Origin of the sequence: Bartonella ancashensis (genome assembly GCF_001281405.1) — a bacterium.
In the GTDB taxonomy this organism is placed as follows: domain Bacteria; phylum Pseudomonadota; class Alphaproteobacteria; order Rhizobiales; family Rhizobiaceae; genus Bartonella; species Bartonella ancashensis.
On record NZ_CP010401.1, the window covers coordinates 714884 to 739633 of the forward strand.

Consider the following 24750-nt stretch of genomic DNA (forward strand, 5'->3'; position numbering starts at 1 on the left):
TATTTCTGGCTTGTGTAGATCATGATATTATGACTATTTTCTGATGCTCTCACAAACTTTGGGATGTTGGTTGTTCCCTTTCTATTTTGATGGCACTGATGGTAATTTATGCTGAAGTAACATGGAAGTGTAATTATATGAACCTTGATAGATAGGGACTATAGGGAAATTTTTCAGTTAGGTTAATAAGGTTGATGTTTAAATGAGCTTTTGAGTATGCTTGTTATGAATACGATTATCAGATTTTATCTGTGTGTGTTACGACAAATAAAAATTTTTTTGCTACTAATTTTTAAAGAGTATGGTTCTTAACCTTGTTGTTATTTTCAATTTTATCTCTTAAACGGCTGCAGGTTTGCTCGTGATGGTATCAGATAAACTTTGAAGAGTAAGAGTGTGCACACTAGTTTCTTCTGTTAATATACTCCACGTTCATAGGATGTTCGCATTTTATATTCAGATTTGTTGGTGTCATTTGGGAATTGTCCTTTAATTTTATGAGACGATGGCTTAATACAAGATTTTATATGATCTTATATCCATGTATGGAAGGCTAGTTTATAGATTTTTGTAAAGTGTGCAAAAATACGAATTTAGCCAATATCAGCAAAGACTATCCAACTTATATTGTACAGGGAAGTTATATAGTTGAGATAGGGAGGATAATTTTTTCATCATTGACAATGATTGCGTTTTGCGCACTCTTTTCAAATTGTATATTTGCTTTTGTATATAGTTTTGGATATTATCCGTGCTTCAATTCTTATCTGGTTAATGTAGAGATCATGCCGCATTAGCTCAGGTGGTAGAGCACATCATTCGTAATGATGGGGTCGCTGGTTCGAATCCAGCATGCGGCACCGCTTTTGTAGTATGTTATAATTAAACCTTCCTCAATGAGTTTTTGGGAGGCCGTTTGAGTGTATGACTTTTTGAATTCTTACGAATTGTGAATGTTAAGTTCCCTTATATCTGTGCGACATTAATATAGTACAAATTTGTAGGGTACGGATTAACTTTGGTAAAGTTATATACCTAATTCTATGTAGACTATTTATAAGTGAATTTTCATTTTGGATGAAGTTAAGTGCCCTCTGTGGGTAAAATTTGTGAAAGATTTTTTGTTAAAGGACATCAGTGGTATCATTCGGTGGAAAATATTTGCAAATATCATGAAAGGCACAAATCTGTGTATAAAGTTTTCAAAATGTAAATTTTTGTCTAAAAGAGCTTTTTCGTATTGTATCAAGGTAGGTCATATTTTAATATAGCCTATTTAGAAGCGGTGTTTGGTAATGAGGTATGTGTTGTTGGCCATTTTATAATAGTTATTGGCATGGAGTGGAGCGGACGCCGGGATTAAGGTAAGGTAAAGTGGTGCATGTGTTTTCTGCTGTTTTGGGGTAGCTATTTGTCGAAATAGCCCGAAGTGGTGGAGTTATTTTGTGACGCTTGAAGTGTAGATTTATTTTTTCTTTTTGATTTTTTTTATCTACACTGATGGGTGTTTGTCCGAAGAGTATGGGTAGACAAGAAAGGTGGAAGGTGATGTCTGAGGGAACAAACAGTGAATTGAAGCGGAGTCTTCACAATCGTCATATTCAGATGATTGCTCTGGGAGGGGTCATTGGAACGGGCCTTTTTTATGGATCAACGGAGGCTATCCAGTTAGCGGGTCCTGCAACGACCCTCGCTTATGCTTTGGGTGGGTTGGTTATCTACTTTATCATGCGAATGCTTGGAGAGATGTTGGTAGAGGAACCAGTTTCTGGTGCTTTTAGCTTTTTTGCTTATAAGTATTGGGGAGGTTTTGCTGGTTTTATGGCAGGTTGGAATTATTGGTTTCTATATATTCTTGCTAGTATGGCACAATTGACAGTCATTGGGCTTTATCTTGATTACTGGGTTCAGATAGATCACGGAGTGTCAGCATTTGTTATCCTTATATGTGTTACATTGCTTAACCTTGTTAATGTACGTCTTTACGGGGAATTTGAATTCGGTCTAGCTTTGGTTAAAGTGTTAGCCGTTATTGGCATGATGATTTTTGGCATTTTCCTTATTGTTACAGGAATAGGTGGGGAGCGAGTTGGCTTCAGTAATCTTTGGGAGCACGGCGGCTTTTTCCCAAATGGGCTGGTTGGAATGTTTTTAGCGGCTTGCGTGCTGATGTTTTCTTTTTGTGGAACAGAGCTTGTTGGTGTTGCAGCTGGGGAGACATTGAATCCTCAAAAGACAATTCCAGAAGTTATCCGTACGGTCATGTGGCAGGTAATGTTTTTTTATGTTGGTTCTATAGGTATCATCATGATGATCATGCCGTGGGATGTGATTGGAACGGGTGAAAGTCCGTTCGTTTCTATCTTCAGAAGCGTAGGCGTTCCTGCAGCCGGACATGTTGTGAATTTTATAGTGATCATGGCTGCGATTTCTGTTTACAATAGCGGACTTTATTCTAATGGCCGTATGCTTTATAGCTTGGCAACGCAAGGGAATGCACCGCGTATTTTTGGTAAGTTAAATTCTGACGGTGTTCCTTGTATAGCCGTTCTTTTTTCATCTTCTTGTACTGCATTGATTATTGTTATTAATTCTTTTTTGCCTGACAATAGTTTTGCACGTATTTTGGCTATTACAACTGCAGCGGCGGCAATTACTTGGGCAACCATTGTTATAGTTCACTTAAAGTTTCGTAAAGCACATAAAGGTAAAGAAGGTTCATTTTCCTACGCCTTTGGCTTGTATCCTTACGCTAATTATTTTTGTCTTGGCTTTCTTTCATTGTTGTTTTGTGTTTTATTTGCTAGCGGCTTGAGAGACGGTGGATTAATGACGCAGCTTTTTGATGCTATAGGGGTATTGCTACCTTCTGTTGAGGCTTACATTCCTGAACACATGTCTGATATGAGTCTGGCTGTGCTTGTCATGCCTGTATGGTGCCTGCTCATGTTTGTAGGCTATAAGCTCAAACGGTAATTTTTGATAGATGTGCTTTGAGTAAGGAAGAGGGGTTTGGGTATAATATTTGACGAGGTAACACATTTTTTTGGTGATTTGTGTGTTTTAAAGAATGTAGCACTCCATCTCGCTGAAAAACGTGTTGCTGTTGTCGGTGCAAATGGTTCTGGAAAAAGTACGTTTGTTCGTCTCATCAACGGTCTACAATTGCCATCACATGGTTCTGTGAGCGTTGATGGGCTCGATACGAAGCGTGATATAAAGGCCGTAAGGCGTAAAGTGGGGTTTATCTTCCAGAATCCTGATAATCAGATTGTGTTGCCACTCGTAGAAGAAGATCTATCTTTTGGCCTTAAGAATCTAAACCTTAGTAAAGATGAAATTAAAGAGCGTGTGGATGAAATTCTACAGCGCTATGAGTTGGAGTCTTTCAGGGAGCATGCTGTTTATTCATTGAGTGGTGGACAAAAACAGCTAATTGCTATCTCAGGTGTGGTAGCAATGAGACCAGACTATATCGTCTTTGACGAACCTACGACATCTCTTGATCTACGTAATAAACGCCGAGTCACGCAAGTCATAGAAGAACTATCACAGACAGCTATCGTCGTATCACATGATTTAGATTTTCTAAAGACATTTGATAGAGTTCTTGTTTTTGATAAGGGGGAAATAGTCATAGATGATATTCCTTCAGTTGCTATCAAGGGATACATAGAAAGGGTGTCGTGATTACCCCGTATTATGGGGATGTGTAGCCTTTTTCGTTTGAAGGATTTATGAAGTTTCCTATAGTCAATTAGGTATATCTACGTAGAGAGTTTTCATACCATACCGATGTACAACGTGGGCATGTTTGTACTGTGGATCGGTTGCTACAGATTGAAACAGAGAATAAAAGTAGTAGGTTTTTTCTATTTGGGGTAAGAATTTGTGTAATATGTTTGGGAATAATAGACTTATTATGTAATACTAAGGATATAAATGAATTTGCACTTTCTTAAATCTTTCAAAAAATGTCATAGATATGCTCTTTGTGAAACTAGAGATTCAGAAATGGTGAGGGATAATGACTGAGGTAACAAATACTGGATTAAAACGTAGCCTTCATAATCGTCATATTCAGATGATTGCTTTAGGAGGGGTTATAGGAACTGGTCTTTTTTATGGTTCAACAGAAGTTATTCAATTAGCTGGTCCAGCGACTATTCTTTCCTATTCCATAGGCGGATTGGTTATTTATTTTATTATGCGTATGTTGGGGGAAATGCTAGTAGAAGAGCCAGTTTCGGGTGCGTTTAGTTTTTTTGCTTATAAATATTGGGGAGATTTTGCTGGTTTTATGGCGGGTTGGAATTATTGGTTCCTGTATATTCTTGTCAGTATGGCTGAGTTAACCGTTATTGGATTATATCTTGATCATTGGATTTTAGTTGATCATTGGTTATCTTCGTTCGTTGTTCTTTTGTGTATTACATTGCTTAATCTTATTAATGTTCGTTTTTACGGAGAATTTGAATTTGGTTTAGCTTTGATCAAAGTGTTAGCTGTTATTGGCATGATGCTTTTTGGCATTTTTCTCATTATTACAGGGATGGGGGGAGAGCGAATTGGCTTCAGTAATCTTTGGGAGCACGGTGGTTTTTTTCCTTATGGATTAGTTGGAATGCTATTGGCTACTTCGGTACTTATGTTCTCTTTTGGTGGGACTGAGCTTATTGGTGTTGCTGCTGGAGAAACACTTAATCCACAAAAAACAATTCCAGCAGCTATCCGTACAGTTATGTGGAGGTTAATGATTTTTTACATTGGCTCCATCGGTATCGTTATGATGATCATACCGTGGAATATGATTGGAAGAGGTAGGAGTCCTTTTGTTGCCATTTTTGAATCGGTAGGTGTTCCTGCAGCCGGGCATATTCTAAATTTTGTTGTGATTATGGCTGCTATTTCTGTTTATAATAGTGGTCTTTATTCGAACGGTCGTATGCTATACAGTTTGGCGATGCAAAAAAATGCGCCTCATTTTTTTAGTAATTTAAATGCAGCACATGTTCCTTATGTAGCTATTCTCTTTTCGTCAGCATGTACTGCAGTAATTATAGTTGTTAATTATCTTCTACCGAATAATAGTTTTATGCGGATCATGGCAATTGCAACTGCAGCTGCAACAATTACTTGGGCAATTATTATTATTGTTCATTTAAAATTTCGAAAAGCACATGAAAAGAAAAAAGGTGCGTTTATTTATGAATTTAATTTATATCCCTGTGCTCATTATTTCTGCCTCGGCTTTCTTGCATTGTTGCTTGGTATTCTTTTTTACAGTGGGCTTGGACATGATGGGCTTATAACAAGGCTTTTAAAGGGAATTGGGATAACGATGCCTTTTAATGAATCGTATTTTCCTGTGCCGATGCCTGATATGAGCTTAGCAGCAATCATTATACCAGTATGGTGCCTTTTCCTATTTTTAGGTTATAAACTCAAACAACGATACTTAAAAGGTTCTTTGTAAACAAAATTGTATTTTTGGTTTGTACTTTATTACAAGGTGATGCAGTTTATGATGATTTGTGTATTTCTAAAATATTATGCTACATTTTGTTAAATGTTGCATAGTTGTCGTTGGCACAAATATCTCTGGAGAAGCATGTTTATTTATTTTATTACTGATTTGAAAATTTCATTTATACAAGGTGTTTGATCATGTGTCATAGAAGGGGTAACGCAAACAGTAACGGTTCTGTCTGTCTCATGCTTTGAAGTCTTGAAGTATATTTAGTAAGATTTTTGTTTGTAATAGAAAGAGGCGGATTATTAGTGATTATATTCCCAATAGTTTTCAGTAAACAGCAAGAATGCCATGATCAGTTTATATTATCCTCGAGACACATCTCTTCACAAGCTTAAGCCAGGGATTAAGCTTGTGTTCCTCATTTTATGTGGAGCTGTTATGTCAATGGTTTCATCATTTTTTATCCCTCTATCTTTTTTATTGCTGACAGTTTTGCTCTATAAAATAGCGCAAATTCCCCTTCATCATGTGGTGAAACAGCTTAAATTGATGTATCCATTTCTAATTTTGATATTTATTTTTCAAGCTATTTTGGGCAACTGGCTTATAGGAATGTGGGTTGTGTTGCGTTTTATAATTCTTGTTTATTTAGCATCCCTCGTTTCGTTAACAACGAAAGTTTCGGATATGGTGGATTCAATAAAAGTAGGTTTCAGACCTTGTCGATATTTCGGTATTAATCCGTTAAAGCTTGGTATGGTTTTGTCTATGGCAATCCGTTTTATTCCCATCGTTAGCGAAAAGTTTAATGCAATATATGAAGCGCAGAAGGCACGTGGACTTGGTAGAAATATAACGGCTTTTGCGGTACCTCTGGTAGTCTGTACTATAAAGATGGCGTCAGAGTTTGCTGAGGCACTTGATGCGCGTTTGTATGATGATATTGAGTAGAGAAAGAACATTTGAAAGGATATTTCAGTGAATACCAAAGATAGAGTTTATATTGCGTTATTTGCTGCTATTTATGCAGTTTTGGGTATTTTCCCTCCAATTTTTCTTCCTTTTTTTCTTGGATTACCCATTACTGTTCAGTCTATGGGAGTGATGTTAGCAGGATCCATTCTTGGAGCAAAGAGAGGTGCTTTGGCATCAGCGCTTTTTCTTCTACTTGTTGCCCTTGGATTACCTATATTGGCAGGTGGACGTGGGGGTATCGGTGCCTTTTTAGGAGTTGGTGGTGGATATATGGTGGGTTATCCATTTGCTGCATTTTTTATTGGTTATATGGTTGAGTTATTTTGGAAAAGGCTCAATTTTACAATGCTGGTTGTGATTAATTCTATAGGTGGTATTGGGATTGTATATTTTTTCGGTATACCATGGGTTGCGTATGTTGCTAATGTTTCTCTTCTGACAGCTTTAGTGAGCTCATTAGGGTTTATGATAGGTGATTTTTTAAAAGTGCTCATTGGATCCTTTGTGGCAATTACAATTAAAAAAACTATACCTCTCATTTCTCAAGAAAAGAGGTAGCTGGTATCTATATTAGAAAATTTTGAATAAAAGAAACATTCTGCAAAGAAGAGGTGCATTACTTTGTTTTGTAAGAAAACGGTAAAACCTATAATATAAGTGACTGTGCAAGCGTAGCACATCACTCCATTAAGGGTATCAGAGGGTGATTTGATAATTTCAATTTATCTTGCTGAGTTTAGTGGTTTTGTTCTGCTTTTCTTAGTTGTATGTGACAAAAAAACAGCATATTGAGAGGGACATCAGATGTGGAATAACGCACACTACAAAAAGATTCAATTTACAGAAATTTTTACATGATGGGCATGCGCTCTGTGCGCAAAGTGGAGGGGTTTTTCGGTGTAGATTTGGATATAAGATGCTTAAATATCAACTTTGAAGAACAATGTAGCTGTAAGTGTGAATTAGTTAAGAAGGCGCGTGTGGGATATAAAGATTTTCAGTTATTTGCGAATGGGGTATTAGAAGGTTTAGAAAATTAGATGGTACGAGGAAGAGAAACTTCGCAACCGCTGTTTCTATACAAGGATATTTTAAAAAAACACAACACACTTTAATTGTTCATGTAGGGGTGCATTTTGTGAATACCCGGTTTTCATTGTTACAGTGTCCCCAGTAACCAATATACACGTCTAGACTTCATTATCGCATACCACCATCCAGCTAAATCCTGAAAATAGCTCCTAAAGAATCAAAAGATGGTATTAGTTTTCATTGAATTGCACATCTACCACTACCACACTGATTAACAGAAGAAGTGCTTGGAAATCTCCTAGTTCCTCTCCTATTATCTCCTTCTCCAGTACAATTGTTTTGTGAAACATAAAGGTTTAAAGGAATCTCATCTAGCTGAGCCATTTGGTAAACTACAAGTGAATGAAGTTGAGCACCCCCAGCTGAAAGGGCACCCATTAGCGTATCAACACTTCTTGTTGGAGCAAGAGCAGAACTGAATTGTTCGAGAGTTGTACCCCGTACGTTCGTAGGGATTAACGCCAATCCTGTAGTTGTCATTATAATGGGTTGGACATGTCCGACAGGATCTCCGCTCCCTCGTGATCTGATAACCGAAACAAACCAAGCTGTTCCAACAGGAGAATTTAATAAACTTTGAAGTAAGGTTCTCATATCTGCGTTCGTTCTTGCAATAGTTGAAGGTCTCCAGTCATATTGAGACAGTAATATTGATGCCGTTGCGCGCGTTACTCTACTTGTACGTGTAAAACTATCTTCTCCTACACGAAAAGGTAGATTAACGTAGGACATCGCAGTTTCAAGTCTTTGTGCAAGAGCAGGAAATCTCTGACTAAACGATATAAACGGACTCTGACCAGGGGCCGTATTAAAGAAATAACCTCCTTCTTGGAGAGGAGTTGTGAAGGAACGTGTTTCCAATTCAGCGAGCATTTGCATGGTCTGAATCATACAGATCCCACAGAAAGCGATTGCCTCCTGTCCTGTAGCACTCGTGCTTTCAGCAATCTGCCATAACCTTTTTATCCACTCTTCGCTAAGGGTAAAACTGGGAGGCAAAGACCTTTTTACTAATATTTTAGCAGCATGAGCAACGTCTTCTTTACTTCCAGGAGCTGGGCAGTAAGCTAGTGTATCTCCTAAATTTCCGTTAACATAGCGATCCCATCGTTCTATGTCATAAGAAAAAAGAAAACTAGACTTAGGAGAGCTGGTGGTGTCTTTTGCAAGGTAATCGGATTTTACTGTGTAAGGGTTTCCCCAATCAGGACCGTATTGAGTTACCCTCAGCAAATTCCCCTTATAATCTACTAACGCTCCTTCGCGCCCGTTTAAAGAAGCAATGTTCCAAGAACCAACATCCTGCTGAGCGGAAGTAGTATCTTTACAAAACCTCCAGTCTATCCAATTCCAATCATCCTTAAGGGATTGTTGAGAAACCATACAAGACATCACTCCACTTGAAGGAAAATATCGAGCGATATGACCACTCTCTGGATTATAATAGAGGTCAAAAACGTCAGATTTCGGTCCACTATCTGAAATATAGTAGGTAGAAAAACTAGATCCATTTATGAACTCCCATCCCAGGAACATTTTGAGATTAATATTAACAGGGGTAGCAACAGTTTTTATCCAATCATCCATTGTAATTAGGGTATGATCGTAGTAGTCGTCCTTGTTTTTTGAAATGTAAGCGTACCACTTATAATCTTTAACACGGAATCGTTTATCTGCGGTATAAAAAGCATGATTTTCGACGATCCAACGTTGATTCGGATCATTAATAACACAGGGTCTTAACAAAAGATAATCCCAGCTTGCTGTAGACTTTCCGTCAATCCCTGTTACAGAAGATGGGGCAGTCATACACAGCCAAACACCATCGACATTCCAAGCAACTCTTCCAAAAACGTCGTATCGAGCGAATAGAACATTAGAAGAAGAACAATCATCAATATAAACATAACTCTCACCATCCGAAAATGCTGGAGCATAGCAATATAGACCTTTTGTATGCAATCTAACACGGATAACCTGGTCTTTAGGACTGTCAGGCCTCTTTTGTTTTTGTTCAGGAACGGAAGCAGCAAAAGAGATACAAACAGTTAATAACAAGCCAAAGAAGGATGAAAGTAGAGTCAGCTTCATTTCGTTATTTTTCACCATCATGTTGTACAGCACTGACAAACAAAGAAAGAAACCTCACCCAAATTCCGTCCGTCTAAAGTCAGTACTTCCTCTATCTTGGAAAACAAAAACCCCCCAACCATCTGAGCGCAAATAAGACTAATTTATGGCAATTTTATGTCTTTGCATCTACATCAAGCTTTCGGTAAATATATTTAAGAATCCATACAGCTTAAAACCAATATAGGATTTACAAAAATATTAAGAGTCACCACTGCCACGGCGCAACATGCTCTTCTTAAACACGGTAAATAGAAGATACTATCATATTTTGCCAGTTCCTGATCTTGAATACTTAAGTAAATATTCAATATAACCTTCATGGATTCAGGATGATAACTTTCAAAGAACTACGAAGAAAGATTGAAAAAAATATCCTTCTTGCTTCGATTACAAGCCTCCTCTTTTGAGAGGAACTGACGCAACTCACACACAGAAATTTTGAAAACATGGTGCCCAGACGCGGCGTGCGTATTATATAATAAAATCAAATGGTTATATCCAATATGAGGGATTATACGGCTATTGATTTTATTGAATTTTTTCAGCCTCTATCCCTCATGCTTTTTGAGCTTTTTTATTGCTTCTAGAGCAAGTCTTTTGCGATCTGCGCTCTTGGTGTAAAGGGATGCCATGTTGTCTTCAGTCCATCCAAAAATTGCTTTTAGTTGTGCGACTGTTGCTCCTGCATTAGCTGCCCTTGTTGCTGCTAATTTTCTTAATCCATGAGCTGATTTTTTAACGTTGGCTACGTTACAAGCTTCTCTGAATACATTGCCAAAGCCTTCTTTGGTTAGTTTTTTACCGCTTTTGCCACAGATAAATGTTTCATCACCAATCGGGCCAATTTCAAGTGTTTCAGCTAATTCAGGTAAAATGGGAAGAAAGACATCCATTTGAAATTTACTTTTTTCCGTTTTTAAATGAATGATATTATCTGTTACATCCTTCCAGCCAATTCGTATTGCATCACCACGCCGTAATCCTGTGTATAGAAGAACATCAATCCAAACACGTTCATGAGTTCCCAATGGCCAATGATAATAATATTTGTCTATGTCTGCTTCAGACCAAACGACAAATCCATCTTTATTTTTTAACGGTGGAGCTTTGACACCAAGAGTGGGATTTTTTTCTAACAGGCCTTGTTCCATTGCCCATTTGAAAAGGCTATTCAAAGCTTTTAGGAAATTTTGGGCAGTAGCGGGTGTTTCTTTTCGTCGTTCAACACCTGCTATGATATGTTTTTTCTGTATCACTTTATAGGAGAGATGACCTATAGAGTCTAAAACTTTCATCAAAATGAGTTCTTTTTGTCTCTTGGTTGATTTGGCAAGGCTATACCAATTGACACTGTTAAAATACTGTGTCAGTAGCCACGCAAAAGAGCCTTCAACAGGAGCACCTGGTTTCGATAAAGGGAGTGTACGTCCTTCTAGTTCAGAGAGCGCAGTTTTATAGTTGTTGATAAATTCTTGCGTTCCATAGGCTCCACGTACCCTCCGTCTTGGGCCATGGCCAATACGGACATACCATACAGTTTTACCATATTGTGTGATTTGTTTCACAAGATGAGGTGGTCGTTGTTTAGACATTATACAACCGATTTATAAGATGATTTCAGGATCATAATCGTCATTTGAGAGATCCCAGAAATTATCAGGATGCATAGCTGTATTGGATACTCCGATCCCAGGTTTTAAATAGATTAATAATTCGCCAGTTGGCTTAATTTCCATCAGTTCACAGCCTTGTTTTTTAGCTTCTCGTAAGGCACGAGCAATAGCAGGCTGTGTTATGGTCGGTAGTCTATGAGCCATGTTGAGTATCCTTTTAATTTTTTGGCGCAATTTACTTGTGGCGTGAAAGGCGCATAGTTAGAAACAGTTGTGAGAAGGGTGGGAACACTTGAGGGGGGAAGAAAAGTGCTCCCTATTTCTTAAGCAGCTTTGATGCAGATCTGCTCTATGTCTTGTTCGATTTCTGTCAAGAAATGCTCGACAGCTTTATTAATGTGTTCAATCTGCTCATCATCGCGGTTAATGCGTTGAACTTTCATCCGTATCTTCATGCTCAACGCCCCATTGCATCGCTTGTGTTTCATAAGATGGGTTGATTTGACCTGTTAAGCGTTCTGTGATGAGTTTGATTTTATAATCTTCATATTTGCTGGTTGGTAAACCTTTCACTGTTCTGTTGACGACATAGTCAATGTTTGAAGCTGTCACTTTTCCTAACCGTGCTTGAAACCATTCTGCTGTTCTTTGTTTCATGTCACGTCACCGTTGGTTGTGATGTTTGAGAAATTTGAATGCGTTGTCTGTCCTTCAAACTATTCAAAGCGATTTGTGCTTGATGATCAGACATTTCTGAAATGCTATTTGCTTTCACGAAAGCCAACATTCTTGTTTCATTTGCATTGGTTGTTTTGATTAACTGTTTGATTTCAGTGATTTGTTGAGGAGATGCAGGCATGACATTTTCTAAGCTGTTCCCATCTAAATCATCATCTTTGCTGGCGACATTGAGTAACATTCCTAACAGGTAGCGGCGAGCATAGGTAATGGTTGAACCAATAGACTGGATGTTTGTTTTGGAACCGGCTCCATTAATAGGAAATTCTCCATCTGTTGAAACTTTGTGACCAGAGGGATGTGCCAGTGTCATTTCTATCACAATATTTGTTGTGGTTTGGCTTTTAATTTTAGAAAAGAGAGAAAAGCGGTGTTTTGCCAGAGCCTCTTTAACCCCGTCGATATAATAATCAAGAGTGGCATATTTACTATTGGTAAAGTTATTTGTAGCGTTTTTGATGATTTCTTTGCATTCCGATTGCATCGCTGAAAGATCAGACACGAATTTTTCATAGTATTGTCGATCGATCTCTTTTTCTCTCAAAGCAATGAGATGTTCTAGACGGTTCATATCCACATCGTTCTCTAAGGCTTTATCGAGAATTTTATCTAAAGCTGTGGTTTTGATTTCTAGGTTTTCTGATTGTTGAGCTTTGTTCATTCATGTCTCACATCCTTAATTTGGAGCGCACTTCCTCTGTGGCTTGCAGAACGTATGTGTTAAATAGTTATCAAAGATTGCTGTAAAACCTTGCTCTTTAGAGCGATGATGATGTCAATTAATGCATGCTGTTTTTGCGTAATTCTTGTGAAAGAACGCTTAAACCTTTAGATGTGATTTTTGCTTGAGCTACAGTCAACTCAGAACCATCTGGCTTAGTTATTATTGTCATGGGATAATCTATCACTCCGATATTCATTTTGTCTTGATGAGGAATGAAAGAACTTTTAGCAGTTCTTTTGTAGATCCATTTCTTTTCTTGCAATCGATTGAACAAATCCTTCGGACGCATTTCAAGAATTTTTGCTGCATTTGTAATACACAACAAGCTATCTGAGCGAGATAATTGCTCAAGGGCTTGTGCTTTTGGTTCTAATTTGGCAATGATACTGTCTTTGCGTTCATTTTCGCTTTTTAAATATGTTACAAAGCCAAGCATCACCTCAGGATTGGAGTAATCGATACGAGGTGCAGCTATCTGTTTTGCAAGCTTTTCGCACTCGATGAAATAGTGTCGAGCCTGTCTGCCTTTCTCGTTGCGTTCAACCATGGAAAGTTCTTTTGCCATGTCTAAGGTGAGAGCATAATCCTTAGAAGGACGGCCGCCTTGGAGGTTTTCGCCAAAATTGGCGAAAACTATATAGTCTCGATTTTCTATAAAACTGTATTTTTTAATGCGATTTTTAATCCAATTGGTAAAATCACGGCCCACTTCTAAAAAGGCATGCAGCTCACGCGCATTAACAGTTTGGATTGTGTCTTGTTTAATTGTATTGTGATGAATAGTGATAAGCTCTTCCATTGCGAACCTCATAGAGATAGGATTAGTTAGTCAAGAGTGATTGATTTTAGAGCGCTTTAGAAGTCGTCACACTAAATCATAAGCACGCAAGCGGTGTTGCTGCTCATATCTGCCGTAGATGATATCATTAGACTTTTGTGCTTTTTGCTCTTTTAAAAGTTCAGCATATGCATTGCTATTTTCAATAAATGGATGCTCAACAGCTCCATCAAGACAAATGCTGTTATCACGAATATAGGTTTCTGCAATTTCTTCAGAAAAGTCTTCATAGTGCTTGGTTTCAAGGTCTAAACGAAAGACTTGTTCAGCACCTTCTGTACCGTTTAGTACTTCCAAGATTTCAAATTCATCATAGAAATGTCCTGAACGAGCAATGTGCTCTCCATCGCTGTACGTAACTAATAAGATTTCATTAGAATTTACAAAAATTGGTTTTTTCATCTTTACCCCCTCGCACCCTACTGGTGATTGTTTGTGCATTAATTGTCAAAATATACCGTAATGGAAAATGAATGTCAATACCAAAACGGTTTTTTATTTTGTGCACTGTAAAATCTTGTTTTTCAGGGGTAGGAAGATGTAGAATTTTGAGGAATAAAATTATCCTTAGCGCTGTAAAATAGTGCCCTTCAAGAAAGGAGGGTATTAACAATCTTCTGTTTCTTGATAAAATGAGGAAAGAAAATCAAGAAGTTTGACTTTTTTGTCATGGCTTAGATGTTCTAACATGTTTTGTATTTGTTCATCTAAGCTATTGGCTGTTTGTTCTGCAAACATTAATTGCTTAGGAGTTATAGCTAAGTGAGGTGCTAGGCGTATTGCCCATTCTTTTGTTAATTTTCTATGTCCGCTTTCCAGACGAGAAATTTGTGCTTGGCTAGTTTCTGCTAGCTCAGCTAATTTTTTAGTGCTTAAACCTATTTTTTTTCTGAAAAATTTTAAATTACTCATAATTTTTATCCTATTGGTATCTCTTTGTTTTGCAGGGATAGGCTTTACGGTGCTTCGGGTAACATTATTTTCATCTCCAAATTTTGATATAAGTTGAATGTTATAAATCAGTGTTATAATATAAGTACTATATTGGATGCTTGATTTATGTTGCTTTTTCATTCGTTATCAATTGCTGTCAAATATCATAATATTTGACATATTGTATGAAAAAACGAGTCTATTAACATTCTCCTTGCAATGAAAGGCAAGGCTTTGCAGAATTCTGGGTAAAAATCTCGCATTTTATGCTGATTTGGTAAAAATTAGCTTGCATTTTAATTTCCAATATGGTAAATTTAGTGCATGTTTAAGCTAAAATCATATTTAACAGAAAATAATATTACTTACGCGGAGTTTGCGATGTCTATAGGGGTCTCGCAAGCATCAATAGCACGATACATAAATAGAAAAAGATTTCCTCATCCTAAAATAGTAAAAAAGATAGCAAAGGTTACGGATAATCACATAAGTCCTAACGATTGGTATCAATAAAATCTCCTAACTATGATGTAATGTGCTCATAAGAGTTATACGAAATGTCTCTTAACGTAAATAATGTTTCAAAATACAGCAAATTAATTGAGTTGCTGAGAGCGCTGTAAAGCCTCGCTTTTCAGAGCGAGGAGGATATTAAATTTAATAAAGAAAGGGGGGGCAGTCATGTTAACTAAGTCGTTTTGGTATCGATTTTTCCCATCTGATTGGATTTCTGAGACTACCGGAATGAAATCGTATCAAATATCAACTTACATGATGTTGATGTTGCTCATGTATAAAAAGAGGCAGCCAATTTTTGATAATGCTTGTATATTAGCACGCATTTCTGGTTGTTCGGTAAAGACTTTTAATGAGGCATTAGATTTTTTACTAAGTGATGAGAAAATCATACGTTTAGAAGATGGTCGTTTATGGAGTCTAGAAGTTGAAGAAGAACTCAAAAACTCCGATGAGAACTTAAATAAGTTTTCGGAGAGAGCTTCCAAGGCAGCCAATGCAAGATGGCAAAATCATAAAAAAACAGAAAGTGATAATAAAAATAATGCACATGATGCGAAGCATAAAAATGCTAAGCATGCTAAAAATGCTAAGCATGTTATGCATACTAAAAACGCTCAAAGTGATGCTTGTGATGACAAGCAGAATGATGCTAAAAAACATTCGAATGATGATGCTAACAAGCATTCAGAGCGAGCATCTAGAGCAGCTAAGGAAAGATGGAAAAATCACGAAAAATCAGATAGTTGTATAAATTTATTAACAGGAAATGTTAGTAAAAATAATGCTAAAAATGCTAAACATGATGCTTGCGATGCTAATAACATAACAATACATAACATAACATATAATAAAAAAATAACTCTATCGAGTTATCAAAAAAAGATCAGGAAACGGATGCTAAATTGGACGTTTCTGAATTTTTAGAAAATCAGATTCAGGAGCTAGAACCTTCATCAGCAAGTAATCAATCAAAACTAGCAAAAAGCAAACGAGGATGTCGCTTGCCAGAAGACTATGAGCCTGATCGAGAAGCTGCTGTTACGCTTGGCTTACCGCCAGAATGCGTTACGTTAGAAATCGCAAAATTCAAAGATTATTGGCTTTCGAAAGCCGGAGCAAATGCTACGAAAGTGGATTGGCATCGGACATGGTGCAATTGGGTGAGAACTGCAATAGAGCAATTGGAAAGGAAGAGAAGCTATGGAAACTCAAATAACTCTCAAAGCGGAGGACAGCGTGGCTGGGGTCATAGCGTTGCACGATACATGTCCACTATCAAGAATTCGTCAGATCTCTACAGCATTTTACGCGATGAGGATGATAAAACCGCCGTTTCTTTGGGCTCGAGGCAAGAAGCCCTCCCTTTCAGAAGCGAAGGCAATTATCTCTTTGGGACATAAGGTTTTGAAAATCCTTGATGAAAAGGCTACGAAAGAAGAATTGAGTACGATGTTTCAGCTGCTTTCTGGTGCTTTGAAACATCAATCTACTGCAGACGCGAAAGCAACAGCAGCGGCTTATCTTCTTTCCCTTGATGGTATAAGTCATTGGGCGCTCAAGACTGCAACTAGGGACATCATGAGAGGGAAGGCAGAGGGTTTATCAAGAACGTTCATGCCTTCTGCTCCAGAGCTTTACGCCTATTGTGACAAACTTGAGAGAGATATTCGAGGGTGTGTTGAATATGTTTTCAAAGCACTGGAAAAACCTGAAGCGGTTTCTTGAGATAATTTTGCAATTTAGCAAAATATTGGGAAATGCTAATAGGTTTTGGATTGGATGATGTTTTAAATCGATATAAAAGCTAACTGAAAGAGATTTGAAAGTTTTTTGATGTTGGGGAGAAGAAATTTTAAAACGCGCTGTGTGAGTCAATTTAAGCCAAATAAAGGTATATGCTAAAAATAGCCTAAAAGCTGCAAATTAGAGAGAAAAAGAGCATGGAAATTGTTAAACGTTTGTTCTCAAAAAACAATAAACCACAAAAGCGGTTTGTTGCAACTGCAATTGGCCATGTTCCTTGGGGTCTTGGCTCTGCTGAATATTTCTATAATCTCTACGAATGTGAAGATGGTACGCGAGAGTTTGAAGCATTTGAAGGCTATCAGTTCTACGACGTACCAAAAAAAGCAGACTTTAGCACTAAAGCACAGGTGAAGGCACGGATGTACGGTGGTAGTATTCCAAAGACCATTCTCAACATTGAGCCACTCATAGAGGAAATCAATAAAGACATTAAAAGGTATTCAGCTGGATGAGGATATCAAATCACTTAGAAAAATTTCTTATTCAGAAATATAAATAATTATAATTATAGTTTTTAATAAAAGATAAAAAGTCACATTTTGTTATAAAAACTACACACAGAAGGCGGGTAGGATGTTAACGTACCATTTTACCGTAAGAGCTTTGTGGCAAAATAGCAAATATTTCCCCAATCCACATAATTTTCACGTTTTTAATAGGTGAGCTATTCCATGAAAGTAGGTCTATTTCTCCACTCATTCTTCTACTAATTTTCTTTATATATCTTTTATTATCATGTGTTAAAACGACGGCTTCTCTTCCAAAAAAAGATTCTATTGTTTTAATTTGACGCCGTCTAACAATAACCATGTCTCCATCTTTGTAAACAGGGAGCATAGAATCTCCTTTAACTTCAAAAGCGATCATGTCATCAGGAAGAGTGAAGGGGATTTCCACTTGTGCAAGGCCTTCTTCGGGAATTTGTTCAAAGCTTGGATCTATCTGTGTTCCTGCTCCGATATAGCCCATAAGAGGCACAAAAGTTATTATATGATTTTCTCCTTTTAGTTCTCTGTATAATTTCAAAATAGCATCACGATTCGAACCTCGTGGGTCTGAAACTTTAAGCCACTTAGATACCGAAGCTTGTGTTACATTCAGTCGTTTGGCTACATCTTCTTGAGTTAGATTAAATTCAGTCAAAATCTTTTTTAAAGTATTTATGATATTCGACTTGTTGCTCATGATTTTGCTTACCTTATTTTTTATCTTTGATAAGAGTAAATCTTTCTTGATTTATTATAACTATAATTATAGTATTTAGTAAAGGAAAGGTTACTATCTTTAAAGCTGAATATTAAAATTTAATACAGAAACTTAACGACTATTTTTACAACGCTAATTATAACATAATTAGCTCATCTATAAAAACAAAAACATGTATAACTTACTGAAAATAATAATTATTTATACATATTTATAAAATATTTTTGCTCGTTTCTGTTGTAAACTTTTATTCAATTTTTTGTTCATTGAGTTGTTGAATATCGAACTTTTTTGTGCGACACTAACTATCTAAAGACTTAGGGGAGTGAATGAAAAGAGAGGCACTGCTTAGAGAGAAGCCTTAGGTTTAGCACTGCGGAGCTATCTTATACGTAATTTACCTTTGCCTACACCACAAAAGTATAAAGGTCTCGTAGCGATAACGGTAGATGCATGGAACGCCCTTAAATTAGCAGTGATAGAAGCTTTTAATGAAGCTGATATCACAAAAACAGAATTGGCTAACCGTCTTGGAAAAAAAGAAACAGAAGCGCGACGTATCCTCGATCCAAACTATCCAACTAAACTTCAAACGCTAGAACAAGCATTAGCTATTCTCGGCAAACAAGTGATTATTTCAATTAAAACTGTATCTGCTTCTATGAGGAAGCCCATTTGAAGGATCTTATCTCCTATGAAATAAGGCAACACACACTCTACGTCACAATCGTCAACCAAATAATGTCGTTTTTATGTTCTAATTTTATATTTTTTAAAAAGCAATTGAATTCTACATTACTTTTTACGTATACTTAGCAAATATGTTTATAGTACAAAGGATTTTTCTATGCCTTCATTAACTGTTACAGCAAAAGGACAAGGCACACTGAAGCGGGATTTACTACAGCATCTTGGGATTAAACCAGGGGAACGGATCAACTTTGATAAGTTGCCTGGTGGTGAACTTCGCATAAAGGCAGCACAACCTGTTGGCACAATTGATAATTTCATCGGACGATTTGCTGGTAAGGTAAAAAAACCACTGACCCTTGAAGAAATGAATGAAATTGCTGCTTCTGGTTGGGCAGGTGAGAAATGAAGATTTCTGTAGATACAAACGTTCTAGTCCGTGCTGTTTTACAAGACGATAAAAAGCAGGGCAAGGTGGCAAGCAAGATCTTAAAAGAAGCTTCGCTAATAGCTATTTCTTTGCCTTGTCTATGTGAACTTGTTTGGATACTACGCCGAGGTGCAAAATTATCAAAAGAAGATGTAGCTGCGATGTTACGTGATCTGCTAACAACCAATAATATCGTAATGAATCGACCCGCTGTTGAAGCAGGAATTGCCATCCTTGAAGCGGGTGGAGATTTTGCTGATGGGATCATGGCCTATGAAGGTAATTGGCTAGGCGGTGAAACTTTTGTTTCATTTGATAAACAAGCGATCGACCTGTTAACGCAAAAAGGGCAGGTTGCAAAACTCCTGTCCTAACGAATAAGCTAAGGCCGCGGCGCTACCATTGGATGGCTTTTGTTTTTCCTTTATGCGGTCCTTAATCAATGGAGCGGCAACAATAGTCAAAAATTGAACTCTAATGATAGAATTAGTATAATAATCCTCTATCTTAATAAAGACAGTATAAGGATGTGTTTGCTATGAATAAAAAACCCCCAAAAAGCTATATGAGCGAGGAAGAACGCGAAAAATTGAGAGCAAGGGGTATCTCTCAAAATAACATTTATGTTTTTGAATCACGAGCAGCCGATAAAGCCAATGACGACAAGACCTCTTGGGAATGGCTAGCTATGGCGGAACTTCCAGCCCCTGCGCTTTTAGGTCTTAAAAAAAGATGTGGTGCACAATTCATTCGTGATATGGGCTTTCCAACCAGAAGGGCTGATGCTGAATATGGACAAGATTGGCTTGATAGAGATATAATTATAGCGAGCGTTCCCTTTTGATTGGAAAATTAGCTAAATTCATAGCCCAAGAATATATGTTAATGGAAGCAAATGCTGAGACTTTCGAAGTCAAAGCGTTACACGAGTTGCGGACTGATTTCTATAATCATGTTTTATCGATTGGGCAGAGTGGCGATTTGTCGTTAATTCTTGAAGCGGAATATAACATTGTTGTAGAGGATTTGAAGCGACATGCTAACAGTCCAGGAATGATTAGTAGCCTGGAAACGGCATTAATTGAGATAAACTCTATCAAAAAGCACATGAAAATTGTTGTAGACCCTGTAAAATATCAGATAATTAATGAAGCTTATGAGTTTTCGAAAAATCGAAAAAAAGGGCTACCTTATGACGAAGCGCGCCAAACACTAGCATCGCATTATACGCGATTAAACAATTTGGATAAGGCTCGTCTGACGATAGAAGAAAAATCTGTTATCGATGCACGCAAAAGAAATATGAAAATAGGTCGTCAGCTCTATGAGCAAATGCAAGCAAAAATTCTTGGTGTAGACCTTCCACATGAAAAAGATGTATCGCTGTAAGAGCGTTTTGAATTAGCAAATGAAATAACAGGCATTTAATTTCTCGTTATATATGGTACTAAAAGATACTATACTATATAGTACTATACTGTACTATTTGGTACTGCGTTCTTATATCATCCCAAGCACAAGAATTTATAAGATGGAGAAGTTTCTTCTGACCTTTTTACCAAAAAGAAGAGAGACCCATTATCTAGGTCAAACATGTCTCGATATGTTCAACAGAATTTTGAATATATTTTATATATGACAAATGAAGAGAATTCTTGCTGCCTTCAAGATAATAAGGCGTTTTAAGTCAGCAACGTTGATAGCTTTGCTAAAACTTCATCCATAATCACAGAGGAGACGGTTTCCATTCTTTTTCCGTTGCGTGTTCCTATATCCAAGGCCCGGGGTTGATCACAGCGTATAATACCCGTTGTACGCAATCCACTTCCCATTAATGAAACAGCAAAACCTGCTGTTCTAGCGAAGTTCCCTCCACTTGTAATCGGTAAAACAATTGGTGTCTTTGTGACATGATTAAACGCCTCAGGTGATACAATCAATACTGGACGCATTCCTTTTCGCTCATAACCAGACGTTGGATCAAGCGAAACAAACCAGATCTCACCTCGTTTCATTACAACAGCTCTCTACCAATAGGCTGAGAATTAAGCCATTGCATCTCTTCATCATCGAAATCCGCTAAAGGATCACATTGAGCTAATAGCTCATCAAGAGTATAATTTGGATGGGTTTGTGGCTGCACAATCAAACGGCCATTATCAATGGCTAAATCTACTTCGGTATTTTCAACCAGGTTGAGGACATCAAGCAATGCAGGCGGTATTGAAAGCATTACTGAGCCTCCAACTTTACGTAACTTTGTTGTATGCATCATCATCTTCCTTTAAATATTATATAATTATATAACATTTAAAATCCCTTAATCAATGTTTTTCAAAATGAGTGGGCTAAGGTCTTAGTATCGCCATTGGATGGCCTCGCCAAGCAGGCAGAAGAATATCTTTTGTGACCATCACATTGAAATTATAGCCTGGGCGAATGATAATCGTCGGCTGAATATTTAAATTGCGACGAGTCATTTCAATTCCAACATCGCCCCATTGTCTACCAAGCTCTGCAGCTAACATTTCTTTTGCTGTTGCTGCATTACTGTTGATATTGCCTGAGGTATTCGTATTCTGTGCTGGAGCTTGAAAAGATGTATTTGAATTGAGTGTCAGAGGAAAAAATGCTCGATCAAATAACAAAAAAATCCTCTAGGTTAACGCAAGCGCGTTTAGCACGTGGTTTTAGAAGTGCTAAAGAAGCTTGCAGAGTATTTTGGATGGAACTACTCCAGTTATATCCAGCATGAACAAGGAGTTAGAGGAATATCACGCGCATTTGCGAAATATGCAAAAGCATTTAAGGTTAGTGAAGGATGGTTATTAACTATAGCCCCTCCTTCCCAATTTCTACTGTTGAACAAACTATTGATGAGAAGATTATTGATCTTTTAAAAAAACAAATCGGCTAGATAAAGAAATAATTCTTCTTCTTTTAAATCACTTACATCTTGAAAATAAAAAATAAAATCTTTCTTCTGCTCATCGCTAAATGTAGAAATTAACCGCATTATTCTACTGTCTAATTCTGTATCGCTCTTATTTTTATGCATAACTATTTTTTTCTCCCCTCTGCTAAAAATAGCTAATTGATATTCCTTTCACTCTGAAGGATAAGGTTTTGCAGTGATCTGAATATAGCTGATCAAAATTCGGCTTAGCTTATCCGTTTCACAATAAATCTTGCTATTCAGACAAATAAAATGTCAATTCGTCTAATTTTAAAAATTTTCTCATTGATTCATTCAAAATTTCAATCAACGGCGCGTTTTTTCCTCTAAAAAAGAGTAACATAAAGGGTGGGGCTATCAGTATGTTTAATAAAGTCATTTTAATTGGTTACCTTGGTGCTGATCCAGAAAGTAGAAGAATGGCTTCTGGGGCCGAGGTGGTCAATTTTCGTATCGCTACCTCACAGAGTTATACCGATAAAACGACCAATCAGCGAGTAGATAAAACTGAATGGCATTCCGTTGTGATTTTCAATCCGCACCTTGCAAAAATTGCCCTTCAATATCTTATTAAAGGAAGTAAAGTTTACATCGAAGGACAACTCCAAACACGGAAATGGCAAGATAAAAATGGTGGGGAGCATTACACGACAGAGGTGATTTTGCCGCAGTTTAAGGGAGAGTTGTATCTCCTGGATTCAAAGAAGAATTTTGTCAGTGATGGTCCATCTTCACAGTCTAATACGCTGTCACAAAATTATGCCATAGCTTCAGGATCCGCTAATCTCGATGACAGTATTCCATTCTAATCAAAAATTGGGATATGGCGAAGTCAAAAAGAAAAAAGCGTACGAAACGTGCAAGATGCGGGCGTCCGCGGATTGAGGGATGTATGAGAGAACCCAATGGCCGTATTTCGCGAGCAAGGAAATCTCGTGAACCAATTGATCAGTTAGCTATTCAAATGCGTATGAAGCACCTGGAGCTCACATATGAAGAGGCAAAAAATCCACTGTCTGGTTCCTATATTGGACGGCTTTATTTGTTGGGAGGGAAAGACGGTCTCAGTCAAGAGCAATATGATGTTGCACAGCAGTATCTTCGAGTAAGAAATAATTACTTTTGTGCTAAAGGTTTTTCTAGCGGATGTTATGACGATGCGATGACTACTCCAGATCAAGAGGGTCTTGAAGAATGGGTTACAGCAGCAACAGAACAGTTTTTAGCAGTGAAAGAGATTATTGAGGACATGCAAGGTTTGTATCATCAACATAACCTTTATGCTGCATTGCAATATCTTGTTGTAGAAGATCAAAGCTTGCCGCATCTCGTTGGTTCATTGCGTATTGTTCTTAATGCGCTTCATCGATATTTTGAATGTTGCAGTATAAGATTTATCTCAAAGAGTAAAAATTAATAATGAACGAAACGCCACCACCACGTTTAAAACCACGATTAAAATCAGCTCCACGTATTCGGCAAATTTTTTGGTGTAACTTCCCAAAAGATGCTCAATTACCAGAATTTTGGAAACAACGTCCTGTGTTAGTCGTTTCTAAGACTTCTAAACTCAATGGGTGTGTAACGGTTTTACCTATAACATCCAAATCACAGCCTGATAACCACGCTGCCTATTTAATAAAATTGCTTCCAAGTATGCAAGCATCATGGGTTATATGTGATTATTTGACCACAATTGCAGTGAGCCGATTAAGTGCAACTGACCGCATTTGTAGGCTTTCACAAGAAGAGTTTAATAGGGTCATTAGCCTAATGTGGGAATATTTACCGCATCCCAATCATTGACAATTGTGGATAAAAAAAGTATACTTCTTCCTAATTACGGCGCTGAACTGGAAACGGTTGGTGACCGCTCCTCCGTTAGGGGGGTCAGGTGCGAGGGGGTGGTTTACTGCCTCTTTCGCTTTTTAAGCTTTGCTTAATCCTTTTTCTCTCTTTTAAATTTTCTGCATAAAAGCTTTCTTCTTTTCATTACTGCAAATCCAAATTTGACTCCACATTATTGAGTTAATACGCTCTGCTTTTAATTGGGAAAAGTTTACAGTACTTAGGATAAGAGATTTCTTCATTAACGTTTCCCAAAATTGGGAAGCGTTACAAAAACAAGATTTGCGGTTCCCAAATTGATCCTACATATGAATAGGCAAAAAATCCGTTGTCTGGTTTCTACATTGGACGGTTTTATGTCGGGAGGAAAAGATGGTCTCAGTCAAGAGCAATATGATGCTGCATTGCAATATCTTGTTGTAGAAGATCAAAGCTTGCCGCATCTTGTTGGTCCATTGCGTATTGTTCTTAACGCACTTCAAAAGCATTTTTATACAAAGCGGCAAAATATATAATATTAAAGATATTGAAATTAATATCGATTATGTAATATTATAATATTAGACAATTAATATTAATTGAAAGATCACAAAATGGCTGATGTGCTTTTTGTTCCAAACAAAAATGTTAAAAAATTAGCTGATGAGGTTAAAAACCTTTATGGCTATAATACCTATACTCAAACAGTTGAAGCAGCTCTGTTAATGTTAAAAGCAGCTAAAAAAAAGAAATTTCTTATCATGAAAAGGCTTTAGAATTTCAGCAGCGGACAC

Annotated in this window: 31 protein-coding genes, 1 tRNA gene and 2 pseudogenes; 21 read left to right on the forward strand and 13 right to left on the reverse strand. The window is 37.3% G+C overall.

Annotation, left to right across the window (positions count from 1 at the left end; translation table 11 throughout):
- Positions 1-787 precede the first annotated feature (787 nt).
- From PU02_RS03105 to PU02_RS03130, 6 genes are all read left to right on the forward strand, one after another.
- A tRNA-Thr gene (locus PU02_RS03105) sits at positions 788-860 on the forward strand.
- A gap of 688 nt (positions 861-1548) precedes the next feature.
- Complete coding sequence (locus PU02_RS03110; RefSeq protein WP_053944037.1) at positions 1549-2976, forward strand: amino acid permease; 1428 nt, start codon at positions 1549-1551, stop codon at positions 2974-2976.
- Positions 2977-3012: 36 nt separating this feature from the next.
- Positions 3013-3690 carry an energy-coupling factor ABC transporter ATP-binding protein gene (locus PU02_RS03115; protein ID WP_053944038.1) on the forward strand — a complete coding sequence of 226 codons (678 nt, stop codon included), beginning with the start codon at positions 3013-3015 and terminating at the stop codon, positions 3688-3690.
- Positions 3691-4027: 337 nt separating this feature from the next.
- On the forward strand, positions 4028-5476 hold the full coding sequence (locus tag PU02_RS03120) for an amino acid permease (protein ID WP_053944039.1): 1449 nt from the start codon (positions 4028-4030) through the stop codon (positions 5474-5476).
- A gap of 348 nt (positions 5477-5824) precedes the next feature.
- Entirely contained in the window at positions 5825-6427 is a 603-nt protein-coding gene (locus tag PU02_RS03125; RefSeq protein ID WP_053944040.1) for an energy-coupling factor transporter transmembrane component T family protein, read from the forward strand.
- 27 nt (positions 6428-6454) lie between these two features.
- On the forward strand, positions 6455-7009 hold the full coding sequence (locus tag PU02_RS03130) for a biotin transporter BioY (protein WP_053944041.1): 555 nt from the start codon (positions 6455-6457) through the stop codon (positions 7007-7009).
- A gap of 711 nt (positions 7010-7720) precedes the next feature.
- On the opposite strand, the gene PU02_RS03140 is transcribed toward PU02_RS03130, so the two are convergent.
- From PU02_RS03140 to PU02_RS03180, 9 genes and pseudogenes are all read right to left on the reverse strand, one after another.
- Positions 7721-9634, reverse strand: coding sequence for a DUF1561 family protein (locus PU02_RS03140; RefSeq protein WP_053944647.1), 1914 nt, complete (start codon positions 9632-9634; stop codon positions 7721-7723).
- Between the two features lie 590 nt (positions 9635-10224).
- Entirely contained in the window at positions 10225-11268 is a 1044-nt protein-coding gene (locus tag PU02_RS03145; RefSeq protein ID WP_053944043.1) for a tyrosine-type recombinase/integrase, read from the reverse strand.
- A gap of 12 nt (positions 11269-11280) precedes the next feature.
- Positions 11281-11493, reverse strand: coding sequence for a hypothetical protein (locus PU02_RS03150; protein ID WP_053943996.1), 213 nt, complete (start codon positions 11491-11493; stop codon positions 11281-11283).
- A gap of 119 nt (positions 11494-11612) precedes the next feature.
- Positions 11613-11744 (reverse strand): hypothetical protein, encoded by a 132-nt coding sequence (locus PU02_RS07010; protein WP_417852019.1) that lies wholly within the window; start codon positions 11742-11744, stop codon positions 11613-11615.
- Positions 11737-11946 (reverse strand): annotated as a pseudogene (locus tag PU02_RS07015) (YqaJ viral recombinase family protein); the annotation flags it as partial. The gene PU02_RS07010 and the pseudogene PU02_RS07015, both read right to left, overlap by 8 nt.
- A 1-nt stretch (position 11947) precedes the next feature.
- Entirely contained in the window at positions 11948-12688 is a 741-nt protein-coding gene (locus PU02_RS03160; protein ID WP_053943998.1) for an ERF family protein, read from the reverse strand.
- A 118-nt stretch (positions 12689-12806) separates the two neighbouring features.
- Positions 12807-13550, reverse strand: coding sequence for an antA/AntB antirepressor family protein (locus PU02_RS03165; protein ID WP_053943999.1), 744 nt, complete (start codon positions 13548-13550; stop codon positions 12807-12809).
- Between the two features lie 66 nt (positions 13551-13616).
- A complete protein-coding gene (locus PU02_RS03170; protein ID WP_053943608.1) occupies positions 13617-13991 on the reverse strand; it encodes a hypothetical protein in 375 nt (124 codons plus the stop codon).
- Positions 13992-14195: 204 nt separating this feature from the next.
- Complete coding sequence (locus tag PU02_RS03180; protein ID WP_236824025.1) at positions 14196-14663, reverse strand: helix-turn-helix domain-containing protein; 468 nt, start codon at positions 14661-14663, stop codon at positions 14196-14198.
- 183 nt (positions 14664-14846) lie between these two features.
- Between PU02_RS03180 and PU02_RS06565 the strand changes: the two genes are divergently transcribed.
- The 5 genes from PU02_RS06565 (at position 14847) to PU02_RS03200 (ending at position 17299) form a co-directional block, all read left to right on the forward strand.
- On the forward strand, positions 14847-15035 hold the full coding sequence (locus PU02_RS06565; protein ID WP_082311401.1) for a helix-turn-helix domain-containing protein: 189 nt from the start codon (positions 14847-14849) through the stop codon (positions 15033-15035).
- 168 nt (positions 15036-15203) lie between these two features.
- Positions 15204-15965 (forward strand): DUF1376 domain-containing protein, encoded by a 762-nt coding sequence (locus PU02_RS06685; RefSeq protein WP_082311402.1) that lies wholly within the window; start codon positions 15204-15206, stop codon positions 15963-15965.
- Complete coding sequence (locus PU02_RS03190; protein WP_053944045.1) at positions 15944-16441, forward strand: hypothetical protein; 498 nt, start codon at positions 15944-15946, stop codon at positions 16439-16441. The genes PU02_RS06685 and PU02_RS03190 overlap by 22 nt, the downstream gene beginning before the upstream one ends.
- Positions 16431-16766, forward strand: a complete 336-nt coding sequence (locus PU02_RS03195) for a hypothetical protein (protein WP_236824028.1) — start codon at positions 16431-16433, stop codon at positions 16764-16766. The genes PU02_RS03190 and PU02_RS03195 overlap by 11 nt, the downstream gene beginning before the upstream one ends.
- Positions 16767-16981: 215 nt before the next feature.
- Entirely contained in the window at positions 16982-17299 is a 318-nt protein-coding gene (locus tag PU02_RS03200) for a hypothetical protein (protein WP_053944001.1), read from the forward strand.
- Between the two features lie 124 nt (positions 17300-17423).
- Here the strand turns inward: PU02_RS03200 and PU02_RS03205 are convergent, their stop codons facing one another.
- Complete coding sequence (locus tag PU02_RS03205) at positions 17424-18032, reverse strand: LexA family transcriptional regulator (protein WP_053944002.1); 609 nt, start codon at positions 18030-18032, stop codon at positions 17424-17426.
- A 376-nt stretch (positions 18033-18408) separates the two neighbouring features.
- On the opposite strand from PU02_RS03205, the pseudogene PU02_RS03210 reads away from it, so the two are divergent.
- The 5 genes and pseudogenes from PU02_RS03210 to PU02_RS03235 form a co-directional block, all read left to right on the forward strand.
- Positions 18409-18732, forward strand: a pseudogene (locus tag PU02_RS03210) (type II toxin-antitoxin system HicB family antitoxin); the annotation flags it as partial.
- A gap of 168 nt (positions 18733-18900) precedes the next feature.
- Positions 18901-19152, forward strand: coding sequence for an AbrB/MazE/SpoVT family DNA-binding domain-containing protein (locus PU02_RS03215; protein WP_053944046.1), 252 nt, complete (start codon positions 18901-18903; stop codon positions 19150-19152).
- Positions 19149-19547 carry a type II toxin-antitoxin system VapC family toxin gene (locus PU02_RS03220; RefSeq protein ID WP_053944047.1) on the forward strand — a complete coding sequence of 133 codons (399 nt, stop codon included), beginning with the start codon at positions 19149-19151 and terminating at the stop codon, positions 19545-19547. The genes PU02_RS03215 and PU02_RS03220 overlap by 4 nt, the downstream gene beginning before the upstream one ends.
- A 164-nt stretch (positions 19548-19711) precedes the next feature.
- Complete coding sequence (locus tag PU02_RS03225; RefSeq protein ID WP_053944048.1) at positions 19712-20017, forward strand: hypothetical protein; 306 nt, start codon at positions 19712-19714, stop codon at positions 20015-20017.
- 41 nt (positions 20018-20058) lie between these two features.
- Complete coding sequence (locus tag PU02_RS03235) at positions 20059-20562, forward strand: hypothetical protein (protein ID WP_200903949.1); 504 nt, start codon at positions 20059-20061, stop codon at positions 20560-20562.
- A gap of 293 nt (positions 20563-20855) precedes the next feature.
- Here the strand turns inward: PU02_RS03235 and PU02_RS03240 are convergent, their stop codons facing one another.
- From PU02_RS03240 to PU02_RS03250, 3 genes are all read right to left on the reverse strand, one after another.
- Positions 20856-21188, reverse strand: a complete 333-nt coding sequence (locus PU02_RS03240) for a type II toxin-antitoxin system PemK/MazF family toxin (protein WP_053944049.1) — start codon at positions 21186-21188, stop codon at positions 20856-20858.
- Positions 21188-21448, reverse strand: a complete 261-nt coding sequence (locus PU02_RS03245) for an AbrB/MazE/SpoVT family DNA-binding domain-containing protein (protein WP_425351710.1) — start codon at positions 21446-21448, stop codon at positions 21188-21190. Before PU02_RS03245 ends, PU02_RS03240 begins: the two co-directional genes overlap by 1 nt.
- 73 nt (positions 21449-21521) lie before the next feature.
- Positions 21522-21821, reverse strand: a complete 300-nt coding sequence (locus tag PU02_RS03250; protein WP_236823999.1) for a TrbI/VirB10 family protein — start codon at positions 21819-21821, stop codon at positions 21522-21524.
- A gap of 670 nt (positions 21822-22491) precedes the next feature.
- Here PU02_RS03250 and ssb point away from each other — a divergent pair.
- The 5 genes from ssb to PU02_RS06835 all read left to right on the forward strand — a co-directional run bounded on the left by ssb (position 22492) and on the right by PU02_RS06835 (position 24732).
- Entirely contained in the window at positions 22492-22938 is a 447-nt protein-coding gene (gene ssb / locus PU02_RS03260; protein WP_053944004.1) for a single-stranded DNA-binding protein, read from the forward strand.
- A 14-nt stretch (positions 22939-22952) separates the two neighbouring features.
- Positions 22953-23546 (forward strand): hypothetical protein, encoded by a 594-nt coding sequence (locus PU02_RS03265; protein ID WP_053944051.1) that lies wholly within the window; start codon positions 22953-22955, stop codon positions 23544-23546.
- 2 nt (positions 23547-23548) lie between these two features.
- Positions 23549-23935 carry a type II toxin-antitoxin system PemK/MazF family toxin gene (locus tag PU02_RS03270; protein WP_053944052.1) on the forward strand — a complete coding sequence of 129 codons (387 nt, stop codon included), beginning with the start codon at positions 23549-23551 and terminating at the stop codon, positions 23933-23935.
- Between the two features lie 350 nt (positions 23936-24285).
- Entirely contained in the window at positions 24286-24492 is a 207-nt protein-coding gene (locus PU02_RS03275; protein ID WP_144417854.1) for a hypothetical protein, read from the forward strand.
- Positions 24493-24570: 78 nt separating this feature from the next.
- Positions 24571-24732 carry a hypothetical protein gene (locus PU02_RS06835; RefSeq protein ID WP_158404007.1) on the forward strand — a complete coding sequence of 54 codons (162 nt, stop codon included), beginning with the start codon at positions 24571-24573 and terminating at the stop codon, positions 24730-24732.
- Positions 24733-24750: the final 18 nt, after the last annotated feature.